The following is a 25,789-nucleotide window of genomic DNA, read 5'->3' as shown; positions in this document are numbered from 1 at the left end:
CGAGGACGGAATGTGACAACAGAATTGTATGGCGCACGTTGTAATGAATTGAAAGGCTATAGAGTAATGGAAGGAAGAGATTCATATAATCATTACTTCGGTGGCCAAGATTGTAATTTACCAATATGTAAGCTATGTGGTGAGAAGATGCATCAAATCATTTGCTTTGATTTGAAAGATAAGAGACTTGCAGAACTTAAGAATGGTGCACTGGACATTATACCATTCGTTTCATGCTTGAACTGTGCGATGGTGTGGGAGCCGCAATATTTCCAGTTAAGTGATGGGGGTAAAACAGTTCAAATTATAAGGCAAGATAATATAGAAGAGTGGGTAATGGAAGAGGAATATAAGCTACCGGTGCCCCTCCCAAAAACAAATGTAAATCTTGTAAATATGAAAAATGAAGATATACCTACTGATGAAGACAGCTACTGGGAAGCTTTTGACTTGTTCGGTTCAGAATATGTATGTAGGTTATTAGGAGCACCTTTATATAATGATCTTCCAGAAGATTTGGCATGTCCAAGTTGCTCTAAAGAGATGCAGTATGTTGCTACTATTGCACAAGATATTGGGGAACGGAAACGTATTTCAGTAGTTGATTTCCAGTTTGGGGAAATGCACATTTATTTTTATTTGTGCAAAGATTGCTCTGTAATAAAAACTGAAATACAAAGTACATAATAAAAATAAGACTGACTCATTCTGTCAGTCTTATTTTTGCATCGTAACATCATTAAGAATCGCATCAAATATATCTTTTTGAGTAAAGTTATCAGTAAAAATAATTTCGCCAGCAACTTCAATTGTATCGTGCGGATTATACCATTTTTGTAGGGAATCTTCACCAAATTCATGCTGTTTATCCCTTGTATTATGGCGTCTAATTGTTTCCTCTAATGATAAATCGAAGTAATATGTAAATGCATTTTCATCAAAATAATGTATTAATTCTTTCAACATATCACCATACCTACGACTGTTCAGTATACCTTCTAAAATAACAAACTCACATTTTCCTTTCCCGTACTTCGTAATTTCAAATAGTAAATCATGTGATAAATTACCCATCGTGTCGTGTACTCTAAGCATATCTCTACGCACGACATCTTGTGAGACTAAAAGTGTACCTTGTCCGAAATGTTCTTGCAGTTCTTTTGCGATTGTTGTTTTTCCACTTGCGGAGTTTCCTCTAAGGATGATTAAAGTTGATTTTTGTATAGGATTAGACATAATATATTTCCCCCAACACTTTTGATTATATAGAAAATTTTAACAAATGAAGCAAGGGAAGTGTATAATCAATTTGATGGAAATAAAAAAGGCGGGACATAGATGGAAGATAAATTAAATAAGGCGCAGCCGATTTGGAAGCGAAATTGGTTTCGTTATTTAGGAGCTTTTTTAATTGTTCAATTGCTATTTGTTATATGTGATGTTACCGAATGGGCACCAAATTTTAGATCTGGCGGAGAATTTTTCAATAGAGTTTTACATTCTCGATTTTTTACGGAATGGTTTACTCCATATAAAGTCCCTCAATTTAATGTGTTTACAGCTTTTTTTTCGATAACATTACTACCATATGCATTAGTAGGAGCAATTAAAGATGTGATATCAAAGAAAAATATAAATGAACAATAGAGGTGTAACATGCTATTTCAAAAAGAAAATGTATTAGTTAGGTATGTAATAGAAGATGATGCACCTATCATTTCTAAATGGTTATCAGATCCAGAAGTCCTGCAGTATTACGAAGGAAGAGATAATCCGCAATCTGTAGAAAAAGTACTGGATCATTTTATACATACTCCAAATAGTCATGAAAAAAGGTGTTTAATAGAATTGGATACCGTTCCGATTGGTTACATACAAATGTACCCGGTTGATGCTGAATGGAAAGCATTATATGGATATGAAGAATCGAATAATGTATGGGGAATGGACCAATTTATCGGAGAACTGGCCTATTGGGGGAAAGGAATTGGAACTAAACTTGTTCAGGCAGCAATTACATATATTATGGAGAATGAGGGAGCAGAAGCAATCGCAATGGATCCTAAAGTAAATAATGAGCGTGCGATAAAATGTTCCGAAAAATGTGGATTTAAAAAGGTGAAGATACTAAAGGAACATGAACTACATGAGGGGAAATTAGAAGATTGCTGGATGATGGAATATAAACAATAAAAATCGCTTATACAAACAAAGGGAGATGCGTGAAATGAAAAAAGCATTAATGGTAATTGATGTGCAAGCGGGTATGTATACAGCAGGAATGCCAGTACATAATGGGGAAAAGTTTTTAGAAACGTTACAAGAGCTTATAGGGGAATGCCGTTCAAATGATATTCCGGTTATTTATGTACAACATAACGGGCCGAAAGATCATCCTTTGGAAAAAGGTACAGATGGCTGGGAAATCCATGCGGCAATTGCTCCGCAAGAAGGGGACAGTATCGTTGAAAAGACGACGCCAGATGCATTCCATAAAACGAACTTAAACGAAGTGTTACAGGAAAAAGGGATTGAGCACGTAATTATTTCAGGTATGCAAACAGAGTACTGCGTGGACACGACAACGCGTAGAGCGTGTAGTGAAGGGTACAAAGTAACGTTAGTTAGTGATGCGCATAGTACGTTTGATACTGATGTATTACGTGCTGAAGATATTGTTAAGCATCATAACGTAGTGTTTGGAGCGTTTGCTGATGTTGTTGTATTTAAAGATTTGAAAGTGTAAGTGGGAAAGCGGCTGTCTCTAAAAGAATGGCCGCTTTTTTGATTTGAAATCAAGTTTTCGAAATGAATCAATAAATCGATTTGATTGATCCTAATGATTGAATGAAAATTACACATATTGTACCAGCCACACAAATATTTATTAAATTGCTTGGAATTTTTGCTTTACCGAATTTCAAATTAAATTTTTCACTAATTGCATAAGTTAACGCAATGTACGGCATTAAGGGGAGTTTTGCTAGTGTATAGCCCATATAAAAAAGCTCACTTCTCATATAAAAATAGATGAGGAGTGAGCCTTTTTGTTATGAATAATGACAGAGGATAATAATTAGAGTTATAAGAGATATGATGTTTTGTATATTTTTATCTGTTGGTGTATATATGTTGTATTTATTCTTTTTGGATTTCAAATGAAATTTCTTTAGCTGCTTCTAAAGAAATTTTTTTAGCTTCTGCTTTAACATAGGACGCTGCTATAACGTATCCATATCGATGTCCCATTGATGTAGGTGGTTTTAGAAAAGTTCCTTTTTTAGGTTTTATATAAACTTTCTCTACACCAGGATATCTAGAACTACGATTTTTCCCTGTAACTCGAATTAGTTTTCCCATAGATTTAACTGTTAGGTAATGAGCATACACATATTTATGATGTTTTTTATTTAGTGAAGGTTTATTTCCTAACATTAATTTAATAGTTTCTTGTACTAAGTTGATTCCATGCCCAATTTCAATTATGTCATTCATTGCTCCACCTGATATTCTCGGGTTTATCTCAATTAATTTCCAAACATCTTTTATTCTCCGGAGTTCTAGATGACAAGCCCCATTTTTCATATTAAAAGCCTGAATAACAGAATTAACTGCATTGAAAAGACTATTGTATAGTCTTTTGTCTACCTGTCCTAGTAAAGAATAACCAGTAACGATAAAGCGTTCAAAAAGTGTGATTTCTTGTTCAATTATTGCTATAATATGGACTTTTCCATTTTGAACTAAAATTTCGACTAAGTACTGAGGTCCATCTATATATTCTTCAAGTAGAATTTCTTCATTAGGTAATTTTTTTAAAAGACTTTGTATAGATAAAATTAATTGATCTTTATTTTTTACTAATAATACATCTTTTGATCCTGTTGATTTAGGGGATTTCACAATAAGAGGGAAATTTATCTTATTAGTTTTTTTTAAAAAAGATGATAATGATTCTGTCGGTTTATAAATTAAATAGTTGAGTGAGATTGGTAAATCTTTAAGTACATGACGAGTTAATATTTTGTTTTCCATATGATGGATAGCTTTAGTAGATACAATATTTGAGCAAAATTTTTCTGATAAACGTGCAGCCATATAAACATAAGGGTCAATAAAACTAAAAATCCCTTTTATGTTTTTTCCTGATTTATTTAATTTTTCAATTGTTGTAATTATATTATCATAATCATTTATATCAGTGAAAATCATCTGATGTACATCAGGGAATATAGTACGTTCAATAATAAATTTTGTTTTTTTAGTTAATAAAACAGTAAAGAAATTAAGTTTTTCAGCTGCTTTGATTGCTTCTCTACTTGATCCAGATTTATTTGTTTCAATGAAAACGATAGTATCCATTTTATGTCACCTTAACCTTTATCATTTATCATTTTATAAAACCTCAGGTTTATTATTTCTATAGGTAGAGTATTAAAATGAGCTTAAGCTTGTTCCGGATTTTTCGAAAAATGGTTGAATGAGGGAGAACATGAATATATATATAATGAATTTGATATTTGTTTTGAAAAAGACCTTTAGAAAGAAGGGAAGAAGAACTGACATGACTATAATTGGTATGCTTCATCATCGGAAAGATCCGAATGACGTAAAGAAAGCATATACTTACGCTGCTGTAGCTAAAGCTGAAGGTGTGGACTTTTTTTATTTTACTTTAGGGAAGGTAAATATAGAAACGGAGAAGATTTTAGGTAAAACTTATGAAAATGGTAATTGGGTTGAACAAGAATTTTCTTTTCCAGATGTTATTTATAATGCAAGTGTTCATATTAGTGATAAAAATCAGCAAATCTATGATTATCTACATGAAAAAGTTCCTTTTACAAGTCATTCAATTGGAAATAAATTAAGTGTATATAATAGAATAAATAGAGCAAAAAAATTTAAGCAATATCTTATTCCTTTTTATGAATTAAATGATGTTAATACGTTTTTTGACATGATTAATCGTTATGAAAAACTTATTATTAAACCAATTTCTGGACATCAAGGTAGTGGTATTGTTTTCATTGAAAAAAATGGGATGAATTACAGTATGAATGAGTCAGAACAAATTTCATCTATTAATAAAAAACAATTACGGAGCTTTATATCTGATAAGATTCAACAGCAAGGATACATAGTTCAGCAGTTTATTTCATGTCGAATGAAATCTGGTCATGTTTATGATTTTCGATTGCATGTTCAAAGAAATGGAGAAGGCAGGTGGGTTGTTACTTCTATATTCCCGAGAATAGGTCCATTAGGAAGTATTGTATCAAATATGGCTAAGGGTGGTTATAGTACTTATTTAGATGTTTTTTTAAAAGCGGAGTTTGATGACGATTGGTATAATATGAAAAGGTATTTAGAACGATTTGCAGTAACTTTTTCTAACCATTTTAATTCTTTATTTAAGGATGTATTATTTGATGAGTTAGGAATTGATGTAGGGATTGATAAAGATCAAAAATTGTGGTTATTTGAGGTGAATTGGAGACCAGGGGTACCTAATATATTTAATCTTGAATTAGATGTAGCTAGAAATTTAATTCACTATGCTAGATATTTGGCTGATAAATCTAAATAAGAAAAGGAAAGTAGAAAAAATGAAACCTTTATATACAAATGTTTCTACTAATCTCTCTTACTATATCTCCTATAAGATTATTCTCCATGCGTCCCATGCTGGGCTACCGTCAAGTCGAAGTACCTAATACGAGCAAAATACCGGAACCTGATCATACATCCTTCATTGTGGGCGAGGGCACATATTTATAAAAAAAATACGCTTGTCCAATCCATTAGCATTCTCCAGTCATTTAATATTACAAAGGGGGGAGAACATGGAAAACAATGAAGAAATCACGTTTCGATTTGTAAAAAAAGATGGAGAAGAAATTAATTTGGGGAATATTGCTAATAAACGAAAAATTGTCATTGTCATTAATAATCAGATTACATTTGCACCGAATACAACACAAATTGCCAGTGGGGCCGGACAAAACAGTGCAGCAGGAAGTAATGCAGCAATTGATTCATCAAATACTAGACAGCAACAAACGGTGGGCGCTGGAGGCGAAGCCATAAATAAGGGAATTAGTGGGGACCAGATTGAACCGCATAAAATGAAAAAAGAAACTTCGGATGAAGAGACAGAATTTGTAATTGTCATCAATAATCAAATTAATAAAACACGTAAGGAACAGGCTAGTGCTACTCAAGTGGCAAGTGGTGGTGGCGATGACAGTGCTGCTGGAACCAACGCTGCTATCGAAAGTTCTAATACTAAACAGCAACATGCAGTGGGAGGCGGAACGGATAGTTCGGCAGAAAATGCAGGTGAAGAAGGCGACCAAATAGAAAAATGCGATTAAAGAAAAGGGCAGAATNNATTCTGCCCTTTTCTTTAATAGGTTATTACAGTTAAGATAGTTTACTCTCGATAAACACTTTTTTTAGACGAGGTAGCACAACATACGAATCAACTTAAGCGTTTTATTGCACCCAAAAACAAAAAAATGTACATTTTCTCTTGGAGATGTCAATTTATTCATTTTGAGGTATTTGCTTTTTTTAGCTTGATGGCGATGGAGCTCCTGCATCAAAATATTATTTCTTCTTATCTTTATCCAACACATTTTGTTCTTCCGCAAACTCTGTACCATATGCAAAGCGGCGATTAATATGAATGTTATCGTTGTTGTGCCTTGTGTGTGAATTAGAAAAGCGATGCACGATTACTTCAGATAATGTAAAGACAATTGCAGATAGGATACTGCCCCATGCAATTTGCATATAGTTGTCTAATAAAATATTACCGAAAATCCATACGCTTAAATATGTTAGTAAGAAATCTGACATAATGGCACCATTATTGCCAATTCGTTCTAAAATAATTTTATCAACGAACATATAAGATACGATTGTAACGAAGAGACTAAACGAAATGATTTGAACAAACGTTGCAGGGAAAAACAAAGCGAGTCCAATGCTAAAAGCGATGATGCACGATATAAATTTGATAAGTACTACAGTAAAACCATTCAATAATTACACCTCCGATTTATACATAGTTTTGCAATAAATTCAGGAGTTCATACATTGTATCGGATTTATTTAAATAAAACTTTTTCACGTTATTGTTTTTATCTAAATATTATAAAAACAATAAAAAAATGTTATAGTAAAATGAGAGTATATGACATTTTTAGGTAAGGGGGAATCCGGAATGTGGATTACTTCAGAAGTAGAAATTCCAGATGAGTTAATCGATCATCTTGAACAAGGGAAGTTAGTGTTATTTGTTGGAGCAGGAGTTTCTATGCAAGGGAAATCAAACTTACCCAATTTTGATGATCTAGTTGATGAAATTTCCAAAAAATTATACGTCGAAAAACGTGAAATAACGGAACCGCATGATTATTATCTTGGTAAAATTGCAAAAACGAAAGACGTACATCAAGTAGCGAAAGATGTTGTTCATATAGAAAAATCAAAACCGAATCCACTCCATTATGCAATTCCAAGGTTGTTTCCTTTAGATACAGATGTCCGTATTGTGACGACAAACTTTGATCAACATTTTACAACTGTAAGTAAAGAAATGAATAGGGAGATAAATGTTTATTACGCACCAGCGTTACCGACAGGGAGAGCGTTTAAAGGTCTGGCTTATATACATGGCAATGTAGAACAGGAGAAAGAAGCTTTAATTTTAACAGACGGTGATTTTGGAAGGGCTTACTTAACGGAAGGTTGGGCGAGAAGATTTTTAGTTGATTTATTCTCAAATTATACCGTTTTATTCGTTGGATATAGTCATAATGACCCAGTAATGAAATATTTAGCAACTGGTTTACCACCAAGTACAAGGCGTTATGCATTTGTCGCCCAAGGGGAAAACACATATCATTGGGAGCACTTAGGAATAAGACCGATTGTGTATCCAAACAAAGCAAATAATCATCAGTCCCTTGTCAAAGCGGTGAAGCGATGGGCGGAATTAATGGGCGATAATTATATTACAAAAAGAATGCGAATTCGGGATATTGTAACGGTCCCACCATCAGTAGAACAGGAACAATTGTCATACATAAAGCAGTCAATAAAGAAAATTGAAACAGTCCGTTATTTTGTTGAATTTGCCCGAGATTATGAATGGGTGGAATGGCTTGAAGCAGAAGGGAAATTACGAAATTTATTCTTGCTCACGCCAAACTATAACGAGGTAGACGAATTACTTGCAGAATGGTTAGTTGAACAATTTCTTTTTAGTCATCAAAAGGAACTATTTCAACTTATTTATAAAAATCATTCAAAAATATCCCCATTATTATGGCGAACAATTTGTCACTATTTAAACGAATTGAAAATAAAGATGGATCCGTTGTTGTTTGCAAGGTGGACACTCCTTTTGTTAGAAACAGCTGAAAAAGATAGTAGCTCTATTGAAAACATTTCATATTTACTGCAAAAATGTTCTTTTCCAGAGCATAAAGAAATTGCACTATTGTTACTAGCGTTTATTTTAGATGGGAAACTGAAATTAAAGCGTGTAAGAAAGTGGGGAAATGATACGCAAGAATCAATAGAACTTGAGGAATCGAGTCGTATACCAGTGTCTACGTTTTCTCATGTGGAGAAAATTTGGGATGAGAAGATGCGACCGCATATTTCTTATTACGCTGTTCCAATAATGATTATGGGATTAGAGAAGATGCGACTGTTGTCATTAAGACAAACAGCTCTGAAAAAAAGAGATAAGGAAAATGAAGAGAAAGAATTTCATCAAAATGACCTTGCATTTTTAATTCAAATTGTAAAAGAGTGTTTAACTTATTTATGTGAAAACAATGAGAAAAAAGCGAATTATTATATTACAGAAATGATAGAAGCAAATAGTGTACTTCAAAAGCAAATTGCCATTGATGCGATGAATAAAAATATATTCATTAGTGTAGATGACAAAATAAAATGGTTGTTACATGAAGGACTTCTTTTAGATTTAACGTATAAACACGAAGTTTTTCAACTTTTAAAAAGGCAGTATACACATTCTTTAGAAGAAACAAAGGAAGAAGTCATTCAAACTGTAGTGAAACACCTTACAGAGGAAAGGGCATTTGATGTATGTCTCGTCTTAGACCTATTATTTATGTGTGATTCGAATAGCCCATCTACAGCAAAAGGGTATGAGTTCATGAAGAAAAAGCATCCTCACTTTCATTCTGATCGATACAGTGTACAAAAGAAAGAGACTGCAGAACAAAGCATTACTTGTAATGTAACTGCGGATGGCTTGCTGCAATTAAAAGATGATGAAATTATGAAGCAAGTTCGGCAATTTTCTCAAGATGGTGTTTTTGAGCAACGCCATTTTTTAGAGATGTTATCTAAAGCATGTAAATTGAATACGGAGTGGAGTATTTCATTTGCATATCAATTAGTAGGCGTGCACGAAATAAGTAATGAAGTATGGTTTGTTTGTATTAGAGAGTGGCGAAATAACCGGGAACTGACAAATGAGCAAATCCAAAAAATCATTCCGCTATTGCAGAAATTTGTTAGAAATACAGCATTTCATTGGTTAATTAGTAGTTTTCTATATGAAATTAGCAATCGATTAGAAGAGTTAGAGGAGAATAGTATACGAGTTGTAAAACGTTTTGCTTTTTCAGTTTTCCCTCAAGTTATGAAAAGTAATACGGACTTTAAGCTTGGAAAACAAGACTTTTACAATGAATCGATTCAGCATCCTGTTGGAAAGATGACAGCGGTATTATTAAAACTGTTATCATATGATCATTTATACGATCGTAACGTGTATGAATATTTATTTTTATTTGAAGAACAAGTAAGGAATAGTTCAGAACGGACGAACTTTATGTTTGCGCGTTTAATAGCAGATATTACATTTTTATATCATATCGAGAAGCAGTGGTGCCGAAAATATTTGTTACCATACTTAGATTTAAAGAAAGAAAACGAGATTACAAAATATGCATGGGCAGGCTTATGTTACACGCAAATTAATTTACCTTTATTTACAGAGATGAAGCGATTTATTAAGTATGCGGTAGAACATTTGGAAGTGTTGCATCCGCATACACGGGAAGCATTCTTGAAGTGGCTTAGCTTTGTATTTATTAAATGTGTATTGTATTGGGAGCAAAAAACAGATTGGTTATACCCGCTACTCATACAAGGAAACGAAGAGAATAAAATTAAGTTTATGCAGCATGTATGCTATTACGTCAAAACATTAAGCGCAAAAGAGCAGCAAAAATTTTGGACGACTTGGCTCAGTGTATTTTTGCGAGAAAGACCAAAAATGGGCGAGATAACAACGAGAGAATATGTAATGCTTTTACGCATTATTTTATACATGGATGAGATTGTAGAAAAAGGATTATGTATTATATCTCGTACATTTTTAGATGTGAATGGAAAATGTACGGGGGAGGAAATGAAGCAGTTATTTAGTGAAATATTAGATAAGAAGGAAAGTATAAAAGCGCATAAGGAAATGTATGCAAATGTATTTTTTATTTTATTACAAACATGTCAGGAAGCCGATTTACTTGAAAGTGAAATCATACAAATAAAAAAACAATTAATCGAGTATGAAGTAGATAAACATGTATTAAATGTAATAGAAAATGAGATAATTCGCATCGGAATTGTAATGGGGAATTTACAAAAGGAATTATAGGTTGAAAGTGGAATTTGAAAAAATATATAAAAAGTTGTTGACAGTGTTTTGAAAAGCGTTCTATAATACGAATCATACTTATTCAATTTCAAAAAACAATTGAATAAACAAAGTGCAATGAAGAGATCACAGTAGTGATTAGTCTTACTGTAACAGAGAGCTGGTGGTTGGTGTGAACCAGTACAGGGATAATCATGAATTACAGTCTTGGAGCATCTTTTTCTTAGTAAAGATAGTATTGTCTTTATGAAGGAAAAGCGGTCAATTGATCGTTAACAGTGAAGAGAGGTAGACGGAAAGTTAGTCTACAACTAGGGTGGTACCGCGATAAATATCGTCCCTACTGATTTATTCAGTAGGGACTTTTTGTATTTTAGTGGTCCAACTTGAAAATAAAATAGTCATGCATTGAAAGGAAAAGCAGTAGTTGTTGTTTCCCTGTAACAGAGAGCTGGTGGTTGGTGCGAACCAGTACAAAAACAAGAGCGAATTACAGTCCTGGAGCATCTTTTTCGTAGTAAAGATATGTATCTTTATGAAGGGGAAGACGGTCAGATGATCGTTAACAATGAAGAGAGGTAGACGAAAGAAGTCTACAACTAGGGTGGTACCGCGATAAATATCGTCCCTACTGATTTATTCAGTAGGGATTTTTTGTACAAAAAAGTGGGTTTTATCTAGTAGATAGTGTCTTTATGGTAATTATTAGTTTAAAATAAGAAGAGGTATCGATTCCACTTTAAATTTTGTATAATTCATCAGTTCAGAAAATAGAGAATTTTCCATTCTCTTACTATACTTTTAAAACATTAGAGGAGGATTTCCAAATGGCAAATCATGAATTAGATCAATTACGTAAACAGGTAGATGAAATTAACTTACAACTATTACACCTATTAAATAAACGTGGTGAAATCGTTCAAAAAATTGGGGAACAAAAGCAAGTACAAGGTACGAAACGCTTTGATCCAGTACGTGAGCGTGAAGTGCTTGATATGATTGCAGAGCATAACGAAGGACCATTCGAAACGTCAACGGTTCAACATATTTTCAAAACAATCTTCAAAGCGAGCTTAGAATTGCAAGAAGATGATAACCGTAAAGCATTACTAGTATCACGTAAAAAGAAACAAGAAAATACAATCGTTAATATAAAAGGTGAATTGATTGGTAACGGCACACAAACATTCATCATGGGACCTTGTGCAGTTGAAAGCTTAGAGCAAGTTCGTCAAGTAGGGCAAGCGATGAAAGATCAAGGCTTAAAATTAATGCGCGGTGGTGCTTTCAAACCGAGAACATCTCCATACGATTTCCAAGGTTTAGGAGTAGAAGGATTACAAATTTTACGCCAAGTAGCAGATGAGTTTGATTTAGCGATTATTAGTGAAATTTTAAATCCGAACGATGTGGAAATGGCATTAGACTACGTTGATGTAATTCAAGTTGGCGCACGTAACATGCAAAACTTCGACTTACTACGAGCTGTAGGTAAAGTTAACAAGCCAGTATTACTAAAACGTGGTTTAGCAGCAACAATTGATGAGTTCATTAACGCAGCTGAATACATCATTGCACAAGGTAACGACCAAATTATTCTATGTGAGCGCGGTATCCGCACATACGAAAGAGCGACACGTAACACATTAGACATTTCAGCAGTACCGATTTTAAAGAAAGAAACACATTTACCAGTTATCGTTGACGTAACGCACTCAACTGGACGTAGAGATTTATTATTACCAACAGCGAAAGCAGCACTTGCAATTGGCGCAGATGCAGTAATGGCTGAAGTACATCCAGACCCAGCAGTTGCATTATCAGATTCTGCACAACAAATGGATATTCCAGAATTCCATAAATTCATGGAAGAGTTAAAAGGATTCAAAAATAAATTATCTTAATTCCATATCATATATGCGCTGAAGAGGAAACAGTAGTGCTTATCTCCCTGTTATAGAGAGCTGATGGTCGGTGTGAATCAGTACAAAGGTAAGCATGAATTACAGCCCTGGAGCATCTTTCTTCCAACTTTTGGAGGGAAAGACGGTCAAACGATCGTTAAAGAAGAAGAGAGGTAGACGATAGTTGTCTACAACTAGGGTGGTACCGCGATAAATATCGTCCCTACTGAGCGCTCAGTAGGGACTTTTTTGTACAAAAAAATAGTAAAGGGGCAAGAGAAATGAGATACATTACAGCTGGAGAATCACATGGGCCGCAGTTAACAGTTATTTTAGAAGGTGTACCAGCAGGTTTAACACTCACGGCGGAACATATTAATAAAGAATTATTAAGAAGACAAAAGGGGCATGGTCGCGGAAGACGCATGCAAATTGAAACAGATACAGTTGAAATTGTAAGTGGTGTACGTCATGGGACGACACTTGGCTCGCCGATAACGTTAATTGTCAAAAATGATGATTTCAAACATTGGACGAAAGTAATGGGTGCAGAGCCAATTTCGGAGCAAGAAAGTAAAGAAATGAAACGTACAATTACGAAACCACGTCCAGGACATGCAGATTTAAACGGAGCAATTAAATACGGTCACCGTGATATAAGAAACGTACTAGAGCGCTCATCTGCAAGAGAAACGACAGTTCGTGTAGCTGCTGGAGCAGTTGCGAAACAAATTTTGAAAGAATTAGGCATAGAAATTGCAGGGCATGTGCTTGAAATTGGTGGTGTAAAAGCAAAGCATATTTCAAACTTACCAATTGAAGAAATTCAAACAATTACTGAAAGCTCACCAGTTCGATGCTTAGATAAAGAAGTAGAACAAGAGATGATGGATGCGATTGATAATGCAAAAAGTAGCGGAGATTCCATAGGTGGAATTGTGGAAGTTATTGCAGAAGGTATGCCAATTGGCGTTGGTAGTTACGTTCATTACGATCGTAAATTAGATGCAAAACTTGCTGGTGCGATTATGAGTATTAATGCATTTAAAGGTGCTGAAATTGGCGTTGGTTTTGAAGCAGCGAGACAGCCAGGAAGTAAAGTGCATGATGAAATTTTGTGGGATGAAGAAAAAGGATACACGAGAAAAACGAATAATGCTGGCGGGTTAGAAGGCGGTATGACAACAGGTATGCCAATTGTCGTAAGAGGCGTTATGAAGCCAATTCCTACATTATATAAACCGTTAGCAAGTGTTGATATTGATACGAAAGAAGCATTCCAAGCGAGTATTGAAAGATCTGATAGTTGCGCAGTACCAGCAGCCGGTGTTGTAGCTGAATCTGTTGTAGCATGGGAACTTGCAGTTGCACTAGTCGAACAATTCGGAAAAGATCGTATGGAGTTAATTCAGCAAAACATTACGCAACATAATAAATACGCAAAAGAATTTTAATAAAAAGGTGGTTTTAACATGCAAGTAAAAGATCAACTATCATCATTACAACCATATAAACCAGGTAAATCACCTGAACAAATGAAAGAAGTGTACGGAGATCATTCATTTGTGAAATTAGCATCGAATGAAAATCCATTCGGCTGTTCGCCACGTGTTTTAGATGAGTTGCAAAAATCATGGTTGGAACATGCTTTATATCCTGACGGAGGTGCTACAACGCTCCGTCAAACAATTGCAGATAAGTTACATGTACAAATGGAACAAGTACTTTGCGGTAGTGGTTTAGATGAAGTCATTCAAATGATAAGCCGTGCAGTACTAAGAGCTGGAGATAACATCGTAACAGCTGGTGCAACATTCCCGCAGTACCGCCACCATGCGATTATTGAAGGCTGTGAAGTGAAAGAAGTTGCGTTAAATAACGGTGTATACGACTTAGATGAAATTTCTTCAGCAGTGGATCATAATACAAAAATCGTGTGGATTTGTAATCCGAACAACCCTACAGGAACATATGTGAATGAACAGAAATTAACTCAATTCATTAAAGAGATTAGTGAGAATACGTTAATTGTCATTGATGAAGCGTACTATGAGTATGTAATAGCGGAAGATTTCCCAAAGGCATTACCGCTTTTAGAAAAACATAAAAATATTCTTGTGCTTAGAACGTTTTCTAAAGCATACGGGTTAGCTTCTTTCCGAGTGGGATATGCAATTGGACAGGAAGAGTTAATCGAGAAATTAAATGTCGTACGTTTACCATTTAACGTATCTTCATTAGCGCAAAAAGCAGCAACGATTGCTTTTAACGACGAAGCATTTATCGAAGAAATTGTACGTGTGAATGCAGAGGGATTACAACAATACGAAAGCTTCTGTAAGGAAAATGAAATTCCATTTTACCCGTCACAAACAAATTTCATCTTCTTGCCAGTTGAGGATGCTGGAGAGATTTATGAAGCTTGTGCACACGCAGGATTTATTATTCGTCCGTTCCCGAATGGGGTCCGTATTACAGTCGGAACTAGGGAACAAAATGAAGGAGTGATTTCAGTGTTAAAACAACACTTTGAAAATAAAAAAAGTAAGTCTCGAGATGAGGCAAATGTGTAAAAAAGTAGTATTAATTGGAACTGGTTTAATAGGAGGCTCTCTCGCATTAGCAATTAAGAATGAGCACGATGTAACGATAACTGGTTATGATATTTTTCCAGAACAAGTAGAACGCGCGAAAGAATTACACGTAGTAGATGAAGTAGCAATAGATTTACAGCATGCATGTGAAGAGGCACATTTAATCGTTTTTGCTTCTCCTGTTGAAGAAACGAAGAAGTTATTGCATAAACTAGCGTCATTCCGTTTACGAGAAGATGTTATTGTGACCGATGTTGGTAGTACAAAAGGAACGATTATGAACGAAGCAGAAGCTTTATTTTCAAAAGAAGTCTCTTTCATTGGTGGACATCCAATGGCAGGTTCTCATAAAACGGGAGTTGAAAGTGCAAAAGCACATTTATTTGAAAATGCATTTTACATTTTAACACCGATGAAGCATGTACCAAATGAACAAGTGGAAGAGCTTAAGCGTTGGTTAAAAGGAACAGGGTCACATTTTCTCGTTTTAAATACAGAAGAGCATGATTATGTAACAGGAATTGTGAGTCATTTTCCGCACCTAATTGCGGCAGGGTTAGTAAAGCAAGTTGAAAAACATGCAGGGGATAATCCGCTCATCCATCAACTAGCTGCCGGAGGGTTTAAAGACATTACACGTATCGCATCTAGTAGCCCGAAAATGTGGAGTGATATTGTAAAGCAAAATCGTGAGCATTTAATGGTATTATTAAAAGAGTGGATCTCTGAAATGGAAGGTTTATATCATACAGTTTCTACCGGAGATGCAGGCGAGATTCAAAACTATTTTGCAGACGCGAAAGAATACCGTGATTCGTTACCAGTCCGAAAAAGCGGTGCAATTCCTGCTTATCACGACTTATACGTCGATGTTTTAGATAAAGTGGGGGCTTTAGCTCATATTACGAGTATTTTGGCGCGTGAGGAAATTAGTATTACGAACTTGCAAATATTAGAAGCGCGTGAAGGATTACTTGGGGTATTACGTATTAGCTTCCAAAGAGAAGAAGATCGAATGAAAGCAAAGCTAGCGCTTGGAGAAGAAGAATATCAAACATATGAAACAATTTAAATGAGAAGGTGAAAACGTGAAGAAAAAAACGATACAACCTGTTAATAACGGATTAAATGGCAACATTACAATTCCAGGTGATAAGTCCATTTCACACCGCGCTGTTATGTTCGGCGCGATCGCAGAAGGAAAAACGACAATTAAAGGTTTCTTGCCCGGTGCAGACTGTTTAAGTACAATTTCTTGCTTTAAAGAAATGGGAGTAGACATTACGCAAAATGGTGATGAAGTTACTGTAGTTGGTAAAGGATTAGAAGGTTTACAAGAGCCGAAAGCTGTATTAGATGTTGGTAATTCTGGTACAACGATACGATTAATGTCAGGAATTTTGGCAAATACACCATTTTTCTCTTGCGTACAAGGTGATGCGTCTATCGCAAAAAGACCGATGAAACGTGTAACAAATCCATTAAAACAAATGGGCGCAAACATTGATGGCCGGGAAGAAGGAACGTTTACACCGCTAACAATACGCGGCGGTGATTTAAAAGCAATCGAATATACGTCTCCAGTTGCAAGTGCGCAAGTAAAATCAGCTATTTTACTCGCAGGTCTTCGCGCAGAAGGTGTAACAGCTGTTACAGAACCACATATTTCACGTGACCATACGGAAAGAATGCTAGAAGCATTTGGCGTTAAAGTAACCCGCGTGGGAAAAACTGTGAAACTTGCAGGTGGACAGAAGTTAACAGCAACAGACGTTCAAGTGCCGGGCGACGTATCATCAGCAGCATTTTTCTTAGTAGCAGGCGCAATCATTCCAAATAGTAAATTAGTATTAGAAAATGTAGGGATGAATCCAACTCGTACAGGTATTATTGATGTTTTAGAGAAAATGGGTGCTACGTTTACTGTAGAGCCAATTAACGAAGGAGCATCAGAACCAGCTGCAAATATAACAATCGAAACATCTTCATTAAAAGGAATCGAAATCGGCGGAGATATTATCCCAAGATTAATCGATGAAATTCCAGTAATCGCATTAGCAGCAACACAAGCAGAAGGAATTACAGTTATTAAAGATGCACACGAATTAAAAGTAAAAGAAACGAACCGTATTGATACAGTCGTTGCAGAGTTAACGAAACTAGGAGCTCGCATAGAAGCTACTGACGACGGCATGATTATTTACGGAAAATCAGCTCTAAAAGGCGATACAGTAAATAGTTACGGTGATCACCGCATCGGAATGATGCTTGCGATTGCTGGATGTATTGCAGAAGGAAAAACAACAATTGAAGATGCAGAAGCAGTAGGCGTATCATATCCTACATTCTTCGAAGAACTTCAAACGTTAGCTAAATAAAGTGATGAGAAGCAGATGCGGAATGTATCTGCTTTTTTATGTTGCATTATTGCGAAATCGATAGCATTTGTTGAGCGTCTATAAAATTTCACTTACCGAATTGTAATAATGAGAATTATGGTACAATTCAAATAGGGAATGGAGGAGAGATAAATGAATGTCATACAATTAAAAGAAGATAAATTTAGAGAAGCATTACGTTTATCAGAGTACGCTTTTCAATATAAAGTAGATGAGGAACGATTAAAGCAACAACTTATAAAGATGAAGGAAAGTCATGAAGTATACGGTATTATGGAAGGTGAAGATTTAGCAGCAAAACTGCATCTTATTCCGTTTCATATCTACATGGGAAAAGAAAAATTTAAAATGGGAGGCGTTGCAGGGGTAGCGACGTATCCGGAATATAGAAGGAGTGGCTATGTAAAAGAGTTACTTCAGCATTCACTTCAAACGATGAAAAAAGATGGGTATACCGTATCGATGCTACATCCGTTTGCTGTTTCATTCTACCGTAAATACGGCTGGGAACTTTGTGCGAATCGCTTAGTATGTCATATGACAAAGAGCGATTTAGTTATGAAAAAACAAGTGAATGGTACTGTGAAACGTTTCAATAAAGAAAATCATCCGGAAGAAGTAGAAAAGATTTATGAAACATTTGCAGAACGCTTTTCAGGGATGCTAGTTCGCAGTGGAAAATGGTGGTTACAAGCAGTCTATCATGATTTTACATTAGCGATTTACTATGATGAAAATAAAACGGCAGCAGGTTACATGTTATATAAAATAGAAAACTATAAAATGACAGTAGAAGAATTTGTTCCGTTGCATAATGAAGCTAGAAATGGCCTATGGAACTTCATATGTCAGCATGATTCTATGATAAAAGAACTAGAAATGACTATAAGTGAAAAAGAACCATTGTTATATACATTGCAAGAGCCAAGAGTGAAGACAGAATTGAAACCATATTTTATGGGCAGAATTGTAGATATAGAGCAGTTCTTAAAACAATATGAGTTGAATTGGAACAATGTACAGCAAGAAGTGATCTTACATATTACAGATTCATTTGCTCCGTGGAATAACGTTACAGTGAGACTTGCAAATCATGAAGTAGCAATTATAGAAGAAGCAAAGGATAAAGGAATCAAACTGGATATAAATGCATTATCTACAATTATGTTTGGTTATAAACGTCCGTTAGAACTAAAAGAACTTGAATTAATTAGCGGAAGTGAAGAGGAAATACGAGCATTTGAGAATGTAGTACCAGTTCGTAAGCCATTTATTTATGATTTCTTTTAATTTGAAAATAGGGGCGAGCTGTACTAAAGGAAACGTCGGTACAGCTTCCTTTTAGAATTTCACTCTTTACGCACGATCAATGAGAAAAATCGATTTTACTTTGTCGCACTCTTGACTTTTAATCCATCTAATTTATAATTAAAAACGGAATGAATTTTCATTCCTGAAAAGCGAGGTGAAAAAATGGCTAAAAACAAACAAGAAGACATTTTTGATGCTGCAATACAACTTTTTGCAGAGCGGGGGTATGATGGTACAACAATTCCGATGATTGCTGAAAAAGCAAAAGTAGGTGCAGGTACTATTTACCGTTATTTTGAAAATAAAGAGGCACTTGTTAATTCTTTATTTACGAAAAGTGTTTTACAACTATCGGAATTAATAAAAACCGATTTTCCAGTCGATGCAAATATTCGTGAACAGTTTAGCCATACGTACAACCGTTTATTTGAATTTGCGAGACAAAATGCAGATGCTTTTCTTTTTACAAATTCTCACTGTGATAGTTATTTTCTCGATGAACATAGTAATGAAATATTCGAGGACTTTATGGGCTTCTTCAGGGACTTGATTGAAGATGGAATCGAAAAAGGTTTTCTTCGTCCATTACCACCCATTGCTTTAATTATTATTGTATATCAACCAATTGAAAAATTAATTAAAGTAATGGAAACAGGTCAATTAGAATATACAGAAGAATTGGTAAAAGAACTGGAAGAAAGTTGTTGGAATGCTATTAGAATCATTTGATTCTATAGCTTTATAAGGACAGGAATGAACATTCATTCCGAGAAAGGTATAAAAACAATAACAGGAGATGATAAATCTTTACAAATAAAGGAATGAATATTCATTCCGGAATTCACAGTTTAATAGAGTTAAAAAGTAATTCGATAGAATGATAGGAATGAACGTTCATTCCTATAGAAACATGAAATTCTAATAGCGGGAGATGATTCAAATGAGCAAGCTAAAAAGTTGGAGAAGTTTATCTTTTCTATTATGGATAGTTATTACTATTACAATGGTCGTAACGATGCCGAATATGGATAAGTTAGTGAAAGAAAAAGGGCAAATTACGATTCCTCATACAGAACAAAGCAGTATGGCTGACAAGATGATAAAAGAGATGGATAAAGAAGGAAGCGAAAAGTATGAAATAATAGCGGTTTTTAATAGTGGAGATAAAAATGCTTTAACGAATGAACAAAAAGAGGAAATAGCGAAAACAATCAATGCGTTACAAAATGACAAAGAGAACTTAGGAATAAAGGAAGTTGTTTCACATTTAGATAATAAAGATTTGGAAGAACAATTAATTTCTAAAGATAATACAACGATTTTAACGCAAATATCGGTAGATAAAAAACATGGTAACATATCAAAAGTTGCAGATGAGCTTCATAAAAAAGTAAAACCGAAAGGGGTAAAAACATACTTAACAGGAAGCGACTTAATCGGAGATGATTTTCTTAAATCTTCTCAAGAGGGAGTGAAAAAGACAGAAATTATTTCAATTATTTTCATTCTTGTAGTATTAATCATTGTATTTCGTTCACCGATAGTTCCGATTATTTCTCTACTTACAGTTGGGGTATCGTATTTAGTTTCAATGGGGGTAATTGCTCATCTTGTAGATCAATTTAATTTCCCATTTTCGAATTTTACGCAAGTATTTGTCGTAGTTGTACTATTTGGAGTAGGAACAGATTATAACATTTTACTATATACGAGATTTAAAGAAGAATTAAGTAAACAAGAAAATGCATTTTTGGCCACGAAAGAGACATTTAAATCGGCAGGGAAAACAGTTATATATAGTGGGATAGCAGTGCTAATTGGTTTTGCATCACTTAGTTTAGCTAATTTTAACTTATATCAATCAACTTCAGCAGTATCAATTGGTGTCGCAGTATTACTACTCGTATTAACCACTTTAAATCCATTTTTTATGGTGCTTTTAGGAAAAGGAATGTTTTATCCAGTTAAAACATTTAAAGGTCATGAGGATAGTCGCTTATGGGGATTCTTTGCGAAAAATTCAGTTGCAAGACCATTTATCGCATTAATCATTGTAATGGTGATATCGATTCCTTTCGTATTAAAATATTCTAACACATTGAATTACAATGACTTATTTGAAGTAGACAATAAATACGAATCAAAGATGGGGATTAACGTAATTGAGGAGCATTTTCCGCCAGGGTTTTCTTCACCAAGTACGTTAGTCATTCAATCTAATAAAAAGTTAGATGGGGCGACTTCATTACAGACTTTAGATGAACTAACTGATAAAATTTCGAAAGTTAAGGGAGTTTCAGAAGTATATTCACCGACGCGTCCAACCGGTGATAAGATAAAAGAATTATATATAAATAAACAAGCGGGAGAACTTAATACAGGATTAGGAGATGCTAATGGTGGCTTAAAAGAAATCAATGATGGATTAACGGATGCGAAAAATAAAATGGGCGGTAATGAATCAAACGGTCTCGCAAATGTTCAAAAGTTAATTGATGGAACGAACGATGCAAAAAATGGAGTAACAGCATTAGGAACAGCGTTAAATCAATTATCAAGTGGCATAAACGATGGAGCACAAGGAGCACAGCAAATTGAGAGCGGGTTAACCTCACTAAACGAAAATATAAATATTTTATCAAATGCAACGTCGCAGTTGCATGCGGGTTACGCACAGCTAGAGAAAGGTTTAAGTTCTTACGATCAATACTTCGAGAGTATTTCGCAAGCAATTGATGGTGCGAAAAAAGGTTATGAGCAAATTGAAATGTTAATGACCAATTTTGTTCAAACAAAACCAGAATTAGCAAATGATCCTAATGTGAAGCAAACGATAGGAATTGCGAAGGAAGCCCAAAAGCAATTAAATGTACTGTCAAACGAATTAAATCAATTAGCAACGCAGCATAAAGCAGCGATGAGTTCATTTAAAGAAGCGAATCAGTCGTTATTGAAAGTAGATAACGGTTTAAAAGAAATGAATAATGGCGTTACAGAGTTACAAAAAGGAGCTACTGAGCTGAAAAATGGCTTGAATGAAGGTGCTACAGGTTCAAAACAAATTGCGAACAAATCAACTGAGCTACAATCTGGATTAACGAAAATAAATGATGGCCAAGGGCAGTTATTAACTGGATTAAAAGACTTGCAAGAACAGATGGGGCAATTGCAATCTGGTTTGTCTAAAAGTACAGAAGGGCTTGAAAAGGTAAGTAACGGTCTAGGGGATGCTCAGAAATATTTAGGAGAACTGAATGAATCGAAAAGCTCTGAGAAGTTTTACATTCCAAAAGAAATTTTGGAGGGAGAAGACTTCCAAAAAGCATTAAATACGTATATGTCACATGATAGAAAAACTGCTAAAATGACAATTATTTTAGATGTAAATCCATATTCGAAAGAAGCGATGCCTATTATTCATGAAATAAATAAAGCAATAGTTGGCACGTTAAAGGGGACGGAATTAAATGATGCGAAAACAGCAATTGGAGGGACAACAGCTAGAAATGTTGATTTAAAAGAAGTAACGGGGCAAGATTTCTTGCGTACTGCTACGATTATGTTGATTGGAATTGGGATTGTACTAATTGTAATTACCCGTTCATTCTTAAATTCAATTTTTATTATCGGATCTTTACTTTTAACGTACTTTGCATCACTTGGCATAAGTGAATTAATTAGTACACATGTATTAAACGTTGATTCATTAAGCTGGAATGTTCCATTCTTTAGTTTCATAATGCTTGTCGCTTTAGGAGTGGATTATAGTATCTTCTTGATGATGCGCTATAACGAGCTTGAAGGGGATTCGGTAACGAAAATTGTAACTGCATCTCGTCACATAGGCGGAGTTGTATTATCAGCAGCACTTATTTTAGGTGGGACATTTGCAGCGTTAATACCTTCAGGTGTATTAACTCTTATACAAGTTGCTTCCGTTGCTGTTATTGGGCTTCTAATATTAGCTCTTATTATTATGCCAGTATTATTTCCCGCTTTAATTGGTTTAACAAGTAAAATGAAGGGCTATACAAAGAAAATGAATAATAAAAAATAATTGAATCCCCCTTTAAAGGGGGATTTTTTTGTTACTTAATAAACTTGTCCATCACATCTTTATATTTTGCAAACTCTTCGTCTTTCATATCTCCATTCATTTGTAAGAGGAAATTTCCTTTTGCATATGTATGGGAAAATAACATGGGAGAGGAGTTTCCTAATTCGTCGTAATATTTCTTCACTTTTTCCAGGTCTTCTTTTTTAGTTATTTCAAATAAGCGACCACCACTATCCTCACCAAGTGCTGGTACCATAATACGTTTCCCTTCTTTACGCAAGTTTCCGAACTCTTTTTGAGGTAAATCAGTTGGGTTTTCTGCTTGTAGACCAGCATTTTTAAATTCGGAGATAATCGAATCTATTGTAACTTTTTTTTCTTTTTTTTTCTTGCTTAGATTCAGTTGGTGAATTAGCGTTGTTGCTACCGCATGCAGTTAAAGAAGTTAATGATAAACATAATGCGGCTATTACTAAAATTTTCTTCAAAGTAACTCCTCCTTAAAGTATATGTTATTGCAGTATGATATTTTTTCGTTAAAAATATAAAAATTATTCAAGGTTGAAAATGATTGAATAACAATCAATCGTTGCTATTCATCCAGCTTCTACTATATAATAGCTATAGTCTACAATAATTGAGTCGTAATATGCGATTTTTTAAGACAATCGGTGAGAAAACGCTGAAATAAGCGGTATTAGTAGGAGGACACAAATGATTACAGTAAGTAACGTTAGTTTGCGTTTCGCGGATCGCAAATTATTTGAAGATGTTAACATAAAATTCACGCCAGGTAACTGCTACGGTTTAATCGGAGCGAACGGTGCTGGTAAATCAACATTTCTAAAGATTTTATCTGGAGAAATTGAGCCATCAACAGGTGACATACATATTACGCCAGGTGAGCGTTTAGCGGTATTAAAACAGAACCACTTCGAATATGAAGAGTTCCCAGTATTAGAAACAGTAATTATGGGTCACACGCAACTTTACAAAGTAATGCAAGAGAAAAATGCGATTTACATGAAAGAAGACTTTAGTGATGAAGATGGTATGCGTGCTGCTGAACTTGAAGGTGAATTCGCTGAGCTTAACGGTTGGGAAGCAGAATCAGAAGCTGCAATCCTTCTTAAAGGTTTAGGTATTGGGGAAGATCTTCATGATAAGAAATTGTCAGAATTAACTGGGGCAGAGAAAGTAAAAGTATTACTTGCTCAAGCTTTATTCGGTAAACCTGACATTCTATTACTAGATGAGCCTACCAACCACTTGGACTTAAAAGCGATTCAATGGTTAGAAAACTTCTTAATGAACTTTGAAAATACAGTAATCGTTGTATCCCATGACCGTCACTTCTTAAATAAAGTTTGTACGCACATGGCTGATCTTGATTTCGGTAAAATTCAACTTTATGTTGGTAACTATGACTTCTGGTATGAGTCAAGCCAATTAGCTTTAAAATTAACACAAGATGCTAATAAGAAAAAAGAAGAGAAAGTAAAAGAGTTACAAAACTTCATTGCGCGCTTTAGCTCAAACGCATCTAAAGCGAAACAAGCAACTTCTCGTAAAAAATTATTAGATAAAATTACATTAGATGATATTAGACCATCATCTCGTCGTTACCCATTCGTTGGCTTCACACCTGAGCGTGAAGTAGGAAATGACTTATTAACAGTTGAAGGTCTTTCTAAAACAATTGATGGCGAAAAAGTGTTAGATAATGTGTACTTCACTTTAAATAAAGGTGATAAAGTTGCATTTATCGGTCGTAACGATATTGCAATGACAACATTATTTAAAATTCTGATGGGTGAAATGGAGCCAGATAGCGGTTCATTCAAATGGGGCGTTACAACTTCTCAATCTTACTTCCCAAGAGATAACTCTAAGTACTTTGAGAACAGTGACTACAACTTAGTTGAATGGTTACGCCAATTCTCTCCACAAGATGAGTCAGAAAGCTTCTTACGTGGTTTCTTAGGTCGTATGTTATTCTCAGGTGAAGAAGTTAAGAAGAACGTTTCTGTACTATCTGGAGGCGAAAAAGTTCGTTGTATGCTATCTAAAATGATGTTAAGTGGTGCGAACGTAATTACACTTGACGATCCAACGAACCACTTAGACCTTGAGTCTATTACTGCATTAAACAACGGTTTAATCGCATTTAAAGGTACAATGTTATTCACATCTCATGACCATCAGTTCGTACAAACAATTGCAAACCGCATTATCGAAGTAACGCCAAACGGTGTAATCGATAAAGAGGCTACTTACGATGAGTTCTTAGAAAATGAAGAGCTTCAAAAACAAGTAGATGCAATGTATAAAGGTCAATAATATATGAAAAAAACCTCGCTCTCGTTTTGAGAGCGAGGTTTTTTTATGTATTATGAATAATTATTCAAAACTAACTTTAGTGGAGGTAATTGATTTTGATGTTGCATCCAGTGGAATTACCCGAACGTTAATAAACATCGAATTAATGTATCCTTTTTTATACAATGAAAAAACAAATGTTATGTATAGTGAATTTAAATACATTACAATAATGTTCCAAAATTGGAGACATATTTATTTGCGAAGCAGTGAATATAGGTTTATAGTATGTGGAGTCATAATTAGTTGGATGGACTTTGGGAGAAAACAGGAAATGTTACAAATTTATTTCGTTAAATAGAAACCAAGGTCAAAATGTTTAAAAAGAAATAGTTGAATAAATAAAGGCTTCAAATTATAATTACTAATATTCTTCATATAGTTAAATAAAAAAATCTAGTTGAAGAAGAAAAATTGAATAGAGAGACAGA

At 34.7% G+C, this 25,789-nt stretch carries 19 protein-coding genes, 2 pseudogenes and 3 other annotated features; of the genes and pseudogenes, 16 read left to right on the top strand and 5 right to left on the bottom strand.

Annotation, left to right across the window (positions count from 1 at the left end; all coding sequences use genetic code 11):
• Positions 1-12 precede the first annotated feature (12 nt).
• Entirely contained in the window at positions 13-687 is a 675-nt protein-coding gene (locus COE49_RS05155; protein WP_098945750.1) for a hypothetical protein, read from the top strand.
• 30 nt (positions 688-717) lie between these two features.
• Here COE49_RS05155 and COE49_RS05150 read toward each other — a convergent pair whose 3' ends face one another.
• Positions 718-1,236 (bottom strand): kinase, encoded by a 519-nt coding sequence (locus COE49_RS05150; RefSeq protein ID WP_098253482.1) that lies wholly within the window; start codon positions 1,234-1,236, stop codon positions 718-720.
• Between the two features lie 102 nt (positions 1,237-1,338).
• Between COE49_RS05150 and COE49_RS05145 the strand changes: the two genes are divergently transcribed.
• From COE49_RS05145 to COE49_RS05135, 3 genes are read left to right on the top strand one after another with little or no spacing between them, the layout of a single operon-like run.
• A complete protein-coding gene (locus tag COE49_RS05145) occupies positions 1,339-1,647 on the top strand; it encodes a YfzA family protein (RefSeq protein WP_098945749.1) in 309 nt (102 codons plus the stop codon).
• 9 nt (positions 1,648-1,656) lie between these two features.
• A complete protein-coding gene (locus COE49_RS05140) occupies positions 1,657-2,193 on the top strand; it encodes a GNAT family N-acetyltransferase (protein WP_098945748.1) in 537 nt (178 codons plus the stop codon).
• Between the two features lie 34 nt (positions 2,194-2,227).
• Positions 2,228-2,746 carry a cysteine hydrolase family protein gene (locus COE49_RS05135; RefSeq protein ID WP_098945747.1) on the top strand — a complete coding sequence of 173 codons (519 nt, stop codon included), beginning with the start codon at positions 2,228-2,230 and terminating at the stop codon, positions 2,744-2,746.
• Positions 2,747-2,828: 82 nt separating this feature from the next.
• On the opposite strand, the pseudogene COE49_RS28415 reads toward COE49_RS05135, so the two are convergent.
• Positions 2,829-2,999, bottom strand: a pseudogene (locus COE49_RS28415) (DUF6198 family protein); the annotation flags it as partial.
• 139 nt (positions 3,000-3,138) lie between these two features.
• Positions 3,139-4,362 (bottom strand): ATP-grasp domain-containing protein, encoded by a 1,224-nt coding sequence (locus tag COE49_RS05125; RefSeq protein WP_098253484.1) that lies wholly within the window; start codon positions 4,360-4,362, stop codon positions 3,139-3,141.
• A gap of 130 nt (positions 4,363-4,492) precedes the next feature.
• On the opposite strand from COE49_RS05125, the gene COE49_RS05120 reads away from it, so the two are divergent.
• Both COE49_RS05120 and COE49_RS05115 read left to right on the top strand, forming a co-directional pair.
• Complete coding sequence (locus COE49_RS05120) at positions 4,493-5,590, top strand: YheC/YheD family endospore coat-associated protein (RefSeq protein ID WP_088229427.1); 1,098 nt, start codon at positions 4,493-4,495, stop codon at positions 5,588-5,590.
• Between the two features lie 256 nt (positions 5,591-5,846).
• Positions 5,847-6,377 carry a hypothetical protein gene (locus COE49_RS05115; protein ID WP_088229426.1) on the top strand — a complete coding sequence of 177 codons (531 nt, stop codon included), beginning with the start codon at positions 5,847-5,849 and terminating at the stop codon, positions 6,375-6,377.
• Between the two features lie 235 nt (positions 6,378-6,612).
• On the opposite strand, the gene COE49_RS05110 is transcribed toward COE49_RS05115, so the two are convergent.
• Positions 6,613-7,050, bottom strand: coding sequence for a YndM family protein (locus tag COE49_RS05110; RefSeq protein WP_088229425.1), 438 nt, complete (start codon positions 7,048-7,050; stop codon positions 6,613-6,615).
• Positions 7,051-7,231: 181 nt separating this feature from the next.
• On the opposite strand from COE49_RS05110, the gene COE49_RS05105 reads away from it, so the two are divergent.
• The 9 genes from COE49_RS05105 to COE49_RS05060 all read left to right on the top strand — a co-directional run bounded on the left by COE49_RS05105 (position 7,232) and on the right by COE49_RS05060 (position 22,979).
• Positions 7,232-10,714 carry a DUF4020 domain-containing protein gene (locus COE49_RS05105; RefSeq protein WP_098253486.1) on the top strand — a complete coding sequence of 1,161 codons (3,483 nt, stop codon included), beginning with the start codon at positions 7,232-7,234 and terminating at the stop codon, positions 10,712-10,714.
• A 108-nt stretch (positions 10,715-10,822) separates the two neighbouring features.
• Positions 10,823-11,059 (top strand) — a binding site (T-box leader).
• Between the two features lie 54 nt (positions 11,060-11,113).
• Positions 11,114-11,347: a binding site (T-box leader), on the top strand.
• Between the two features lie 194 nt (positions 11,348-11,541).
• A complete protein-coding gene (locus tag COE49_RS05100) occupies positions 11,542-12,618 on the top strand; it encodes a bifunctional 3-deoxy-7-phosphoheptulonate synthase/chorismate mutase (protein WP_088229423.1) in 1,077 nt (358 codons plus the stop codon).
• A 9-nt stretch (positions 12,619-12,627) separates the two neighbouring features.
• Positions 12,628-12,846: a binding site (T-box leader), on the top strand.
• A 53-nt stretch (positions 12,847-12,899) separates the two neighbouring features.
• On the top strand, positions 12,900-14,072 hold the full coding sequence (gene aroC, locus COE49_RS05090) for a chorismate synthase (RefSeq protein WP_088229422.1): 1,173 nt from the start codon (positions 12,900-12,902) through the stop codon (positions 14,070-14,072).
• An 18-nt stretch (positions 14,073-14,090) separates the two neighbouring features.
• On the top strand, positions 14,091-15,191 hold the full coding sequence (hisC, locus tag COE49_RS05085) for a histidinol-phosphate transaminase (RefSeq protein WP_098253488.1): 1,101 nt from the start codon (positions 14,091-14,093) through the stop codon (positions 15,189-15,191).
• On the top strand, positions 15,184-16,284 hold the full coding sequence (tyrA, locus tag COE49_RS05080; protein WP_098840986.1) for a prephenate dehydrogenase: 1,101 nt from the start codon (positions 15,184-15,186) through the stop codon (positions 16,282-16,284). The genes hisC and tyrA overlap by 8 nt, the downstream gene beginning before the upstream one ends.
• A 16-nt stretch (positions 16,285-16,300) precedes the next feature.
• A complete protein-coding gene (gene aroA / locus COE49_RS05075; RefSeq protein WP_098945746.1) occupies positions 16,301-17,590 on the top strand; it encodes a 3-phosphoshikimate 1-carboxyvinyltransferase in 1,290 nt (429 codons plus the stop codon).
• Positions 17,591-17,743: 153 nt separating this feature from the next.
• Positions 17,744-18,901, top strand: a complete 1,158-nt coding sequence (locus COE49_RS05070; protein WP_088229418.1) for a GNAT family N-acetyltransferase — start codon at positions 17,744-17,746, stop codon at positions 18,899-18,901.
• A gap of 183 nt (positions 18,902-19,084) precedes the next feature.
• Positions 19,085-19,651 (top strand): TetR/AcrR family transcriptional regulator, encoded by a 567-nt coding sequence (locus tag COE49_RS05065; RefSeq protein ID WP_098253491.1) that lies wholly within the window; start codon positions 19,085-19,087, stop codon positions 19,649-19,651.
• A 211-nt stretch (positions 19,652-19,862) separates the two neighbouring features.
• Positions 19,863-22,979 (top strand): MMPL family transporter, encoded by a 3,117-nt coding sequence (locus tag COE49_RS05060; RefSeq protein WP_098357485.1) that lies wholly within the window; start codon positions 19,863-19,865, stop codon positions 22,977-22,979.
• Between the two features lie 31 nt (positions 22,980-23,010).
• On the opposite strand, the pseudogene COE49_RS27530 reads toward COE49_RS05060, so the two are convergent.
• Positions 23,011-23,449 (bottom strand): annotated as a pseudogene (locus COE49_RS27530) (stress protein).
• 244 nt (positions 23,450-23,693) lie between these two features.
• Between COE49_RS27530 and COE49_RS05050 the strand changes: the two are divergent.
• On the top strand, positions 23,694-25,319 hold the full coding sequence (locus COE49_RS05050) for an ABC-F family ATP-binding cassette domain-containing protein (RefSeq protein ID WP_048526047.1): 1,626 nt from the start codon (positions 23,694-23,696) through the stop codon (positions 25,317-25,319).
• The last annotated feature ends 470 nt before the right edge of the window (positions 25,320-25,789 follow it).

It is taken from the genome of Bacillus sp. AFS029637, assembly GCF_002584985.1.
GTDB lineage: Bacteria > Bacillota > Bacilli > Bacillales > Bacillaceae_G > Bacillus_A.
The sequence above is the reverse complement of the archived record's forward strand: the minus strand, read 5'-3'. Positions and strand labels throughout refer to the sequence as shown.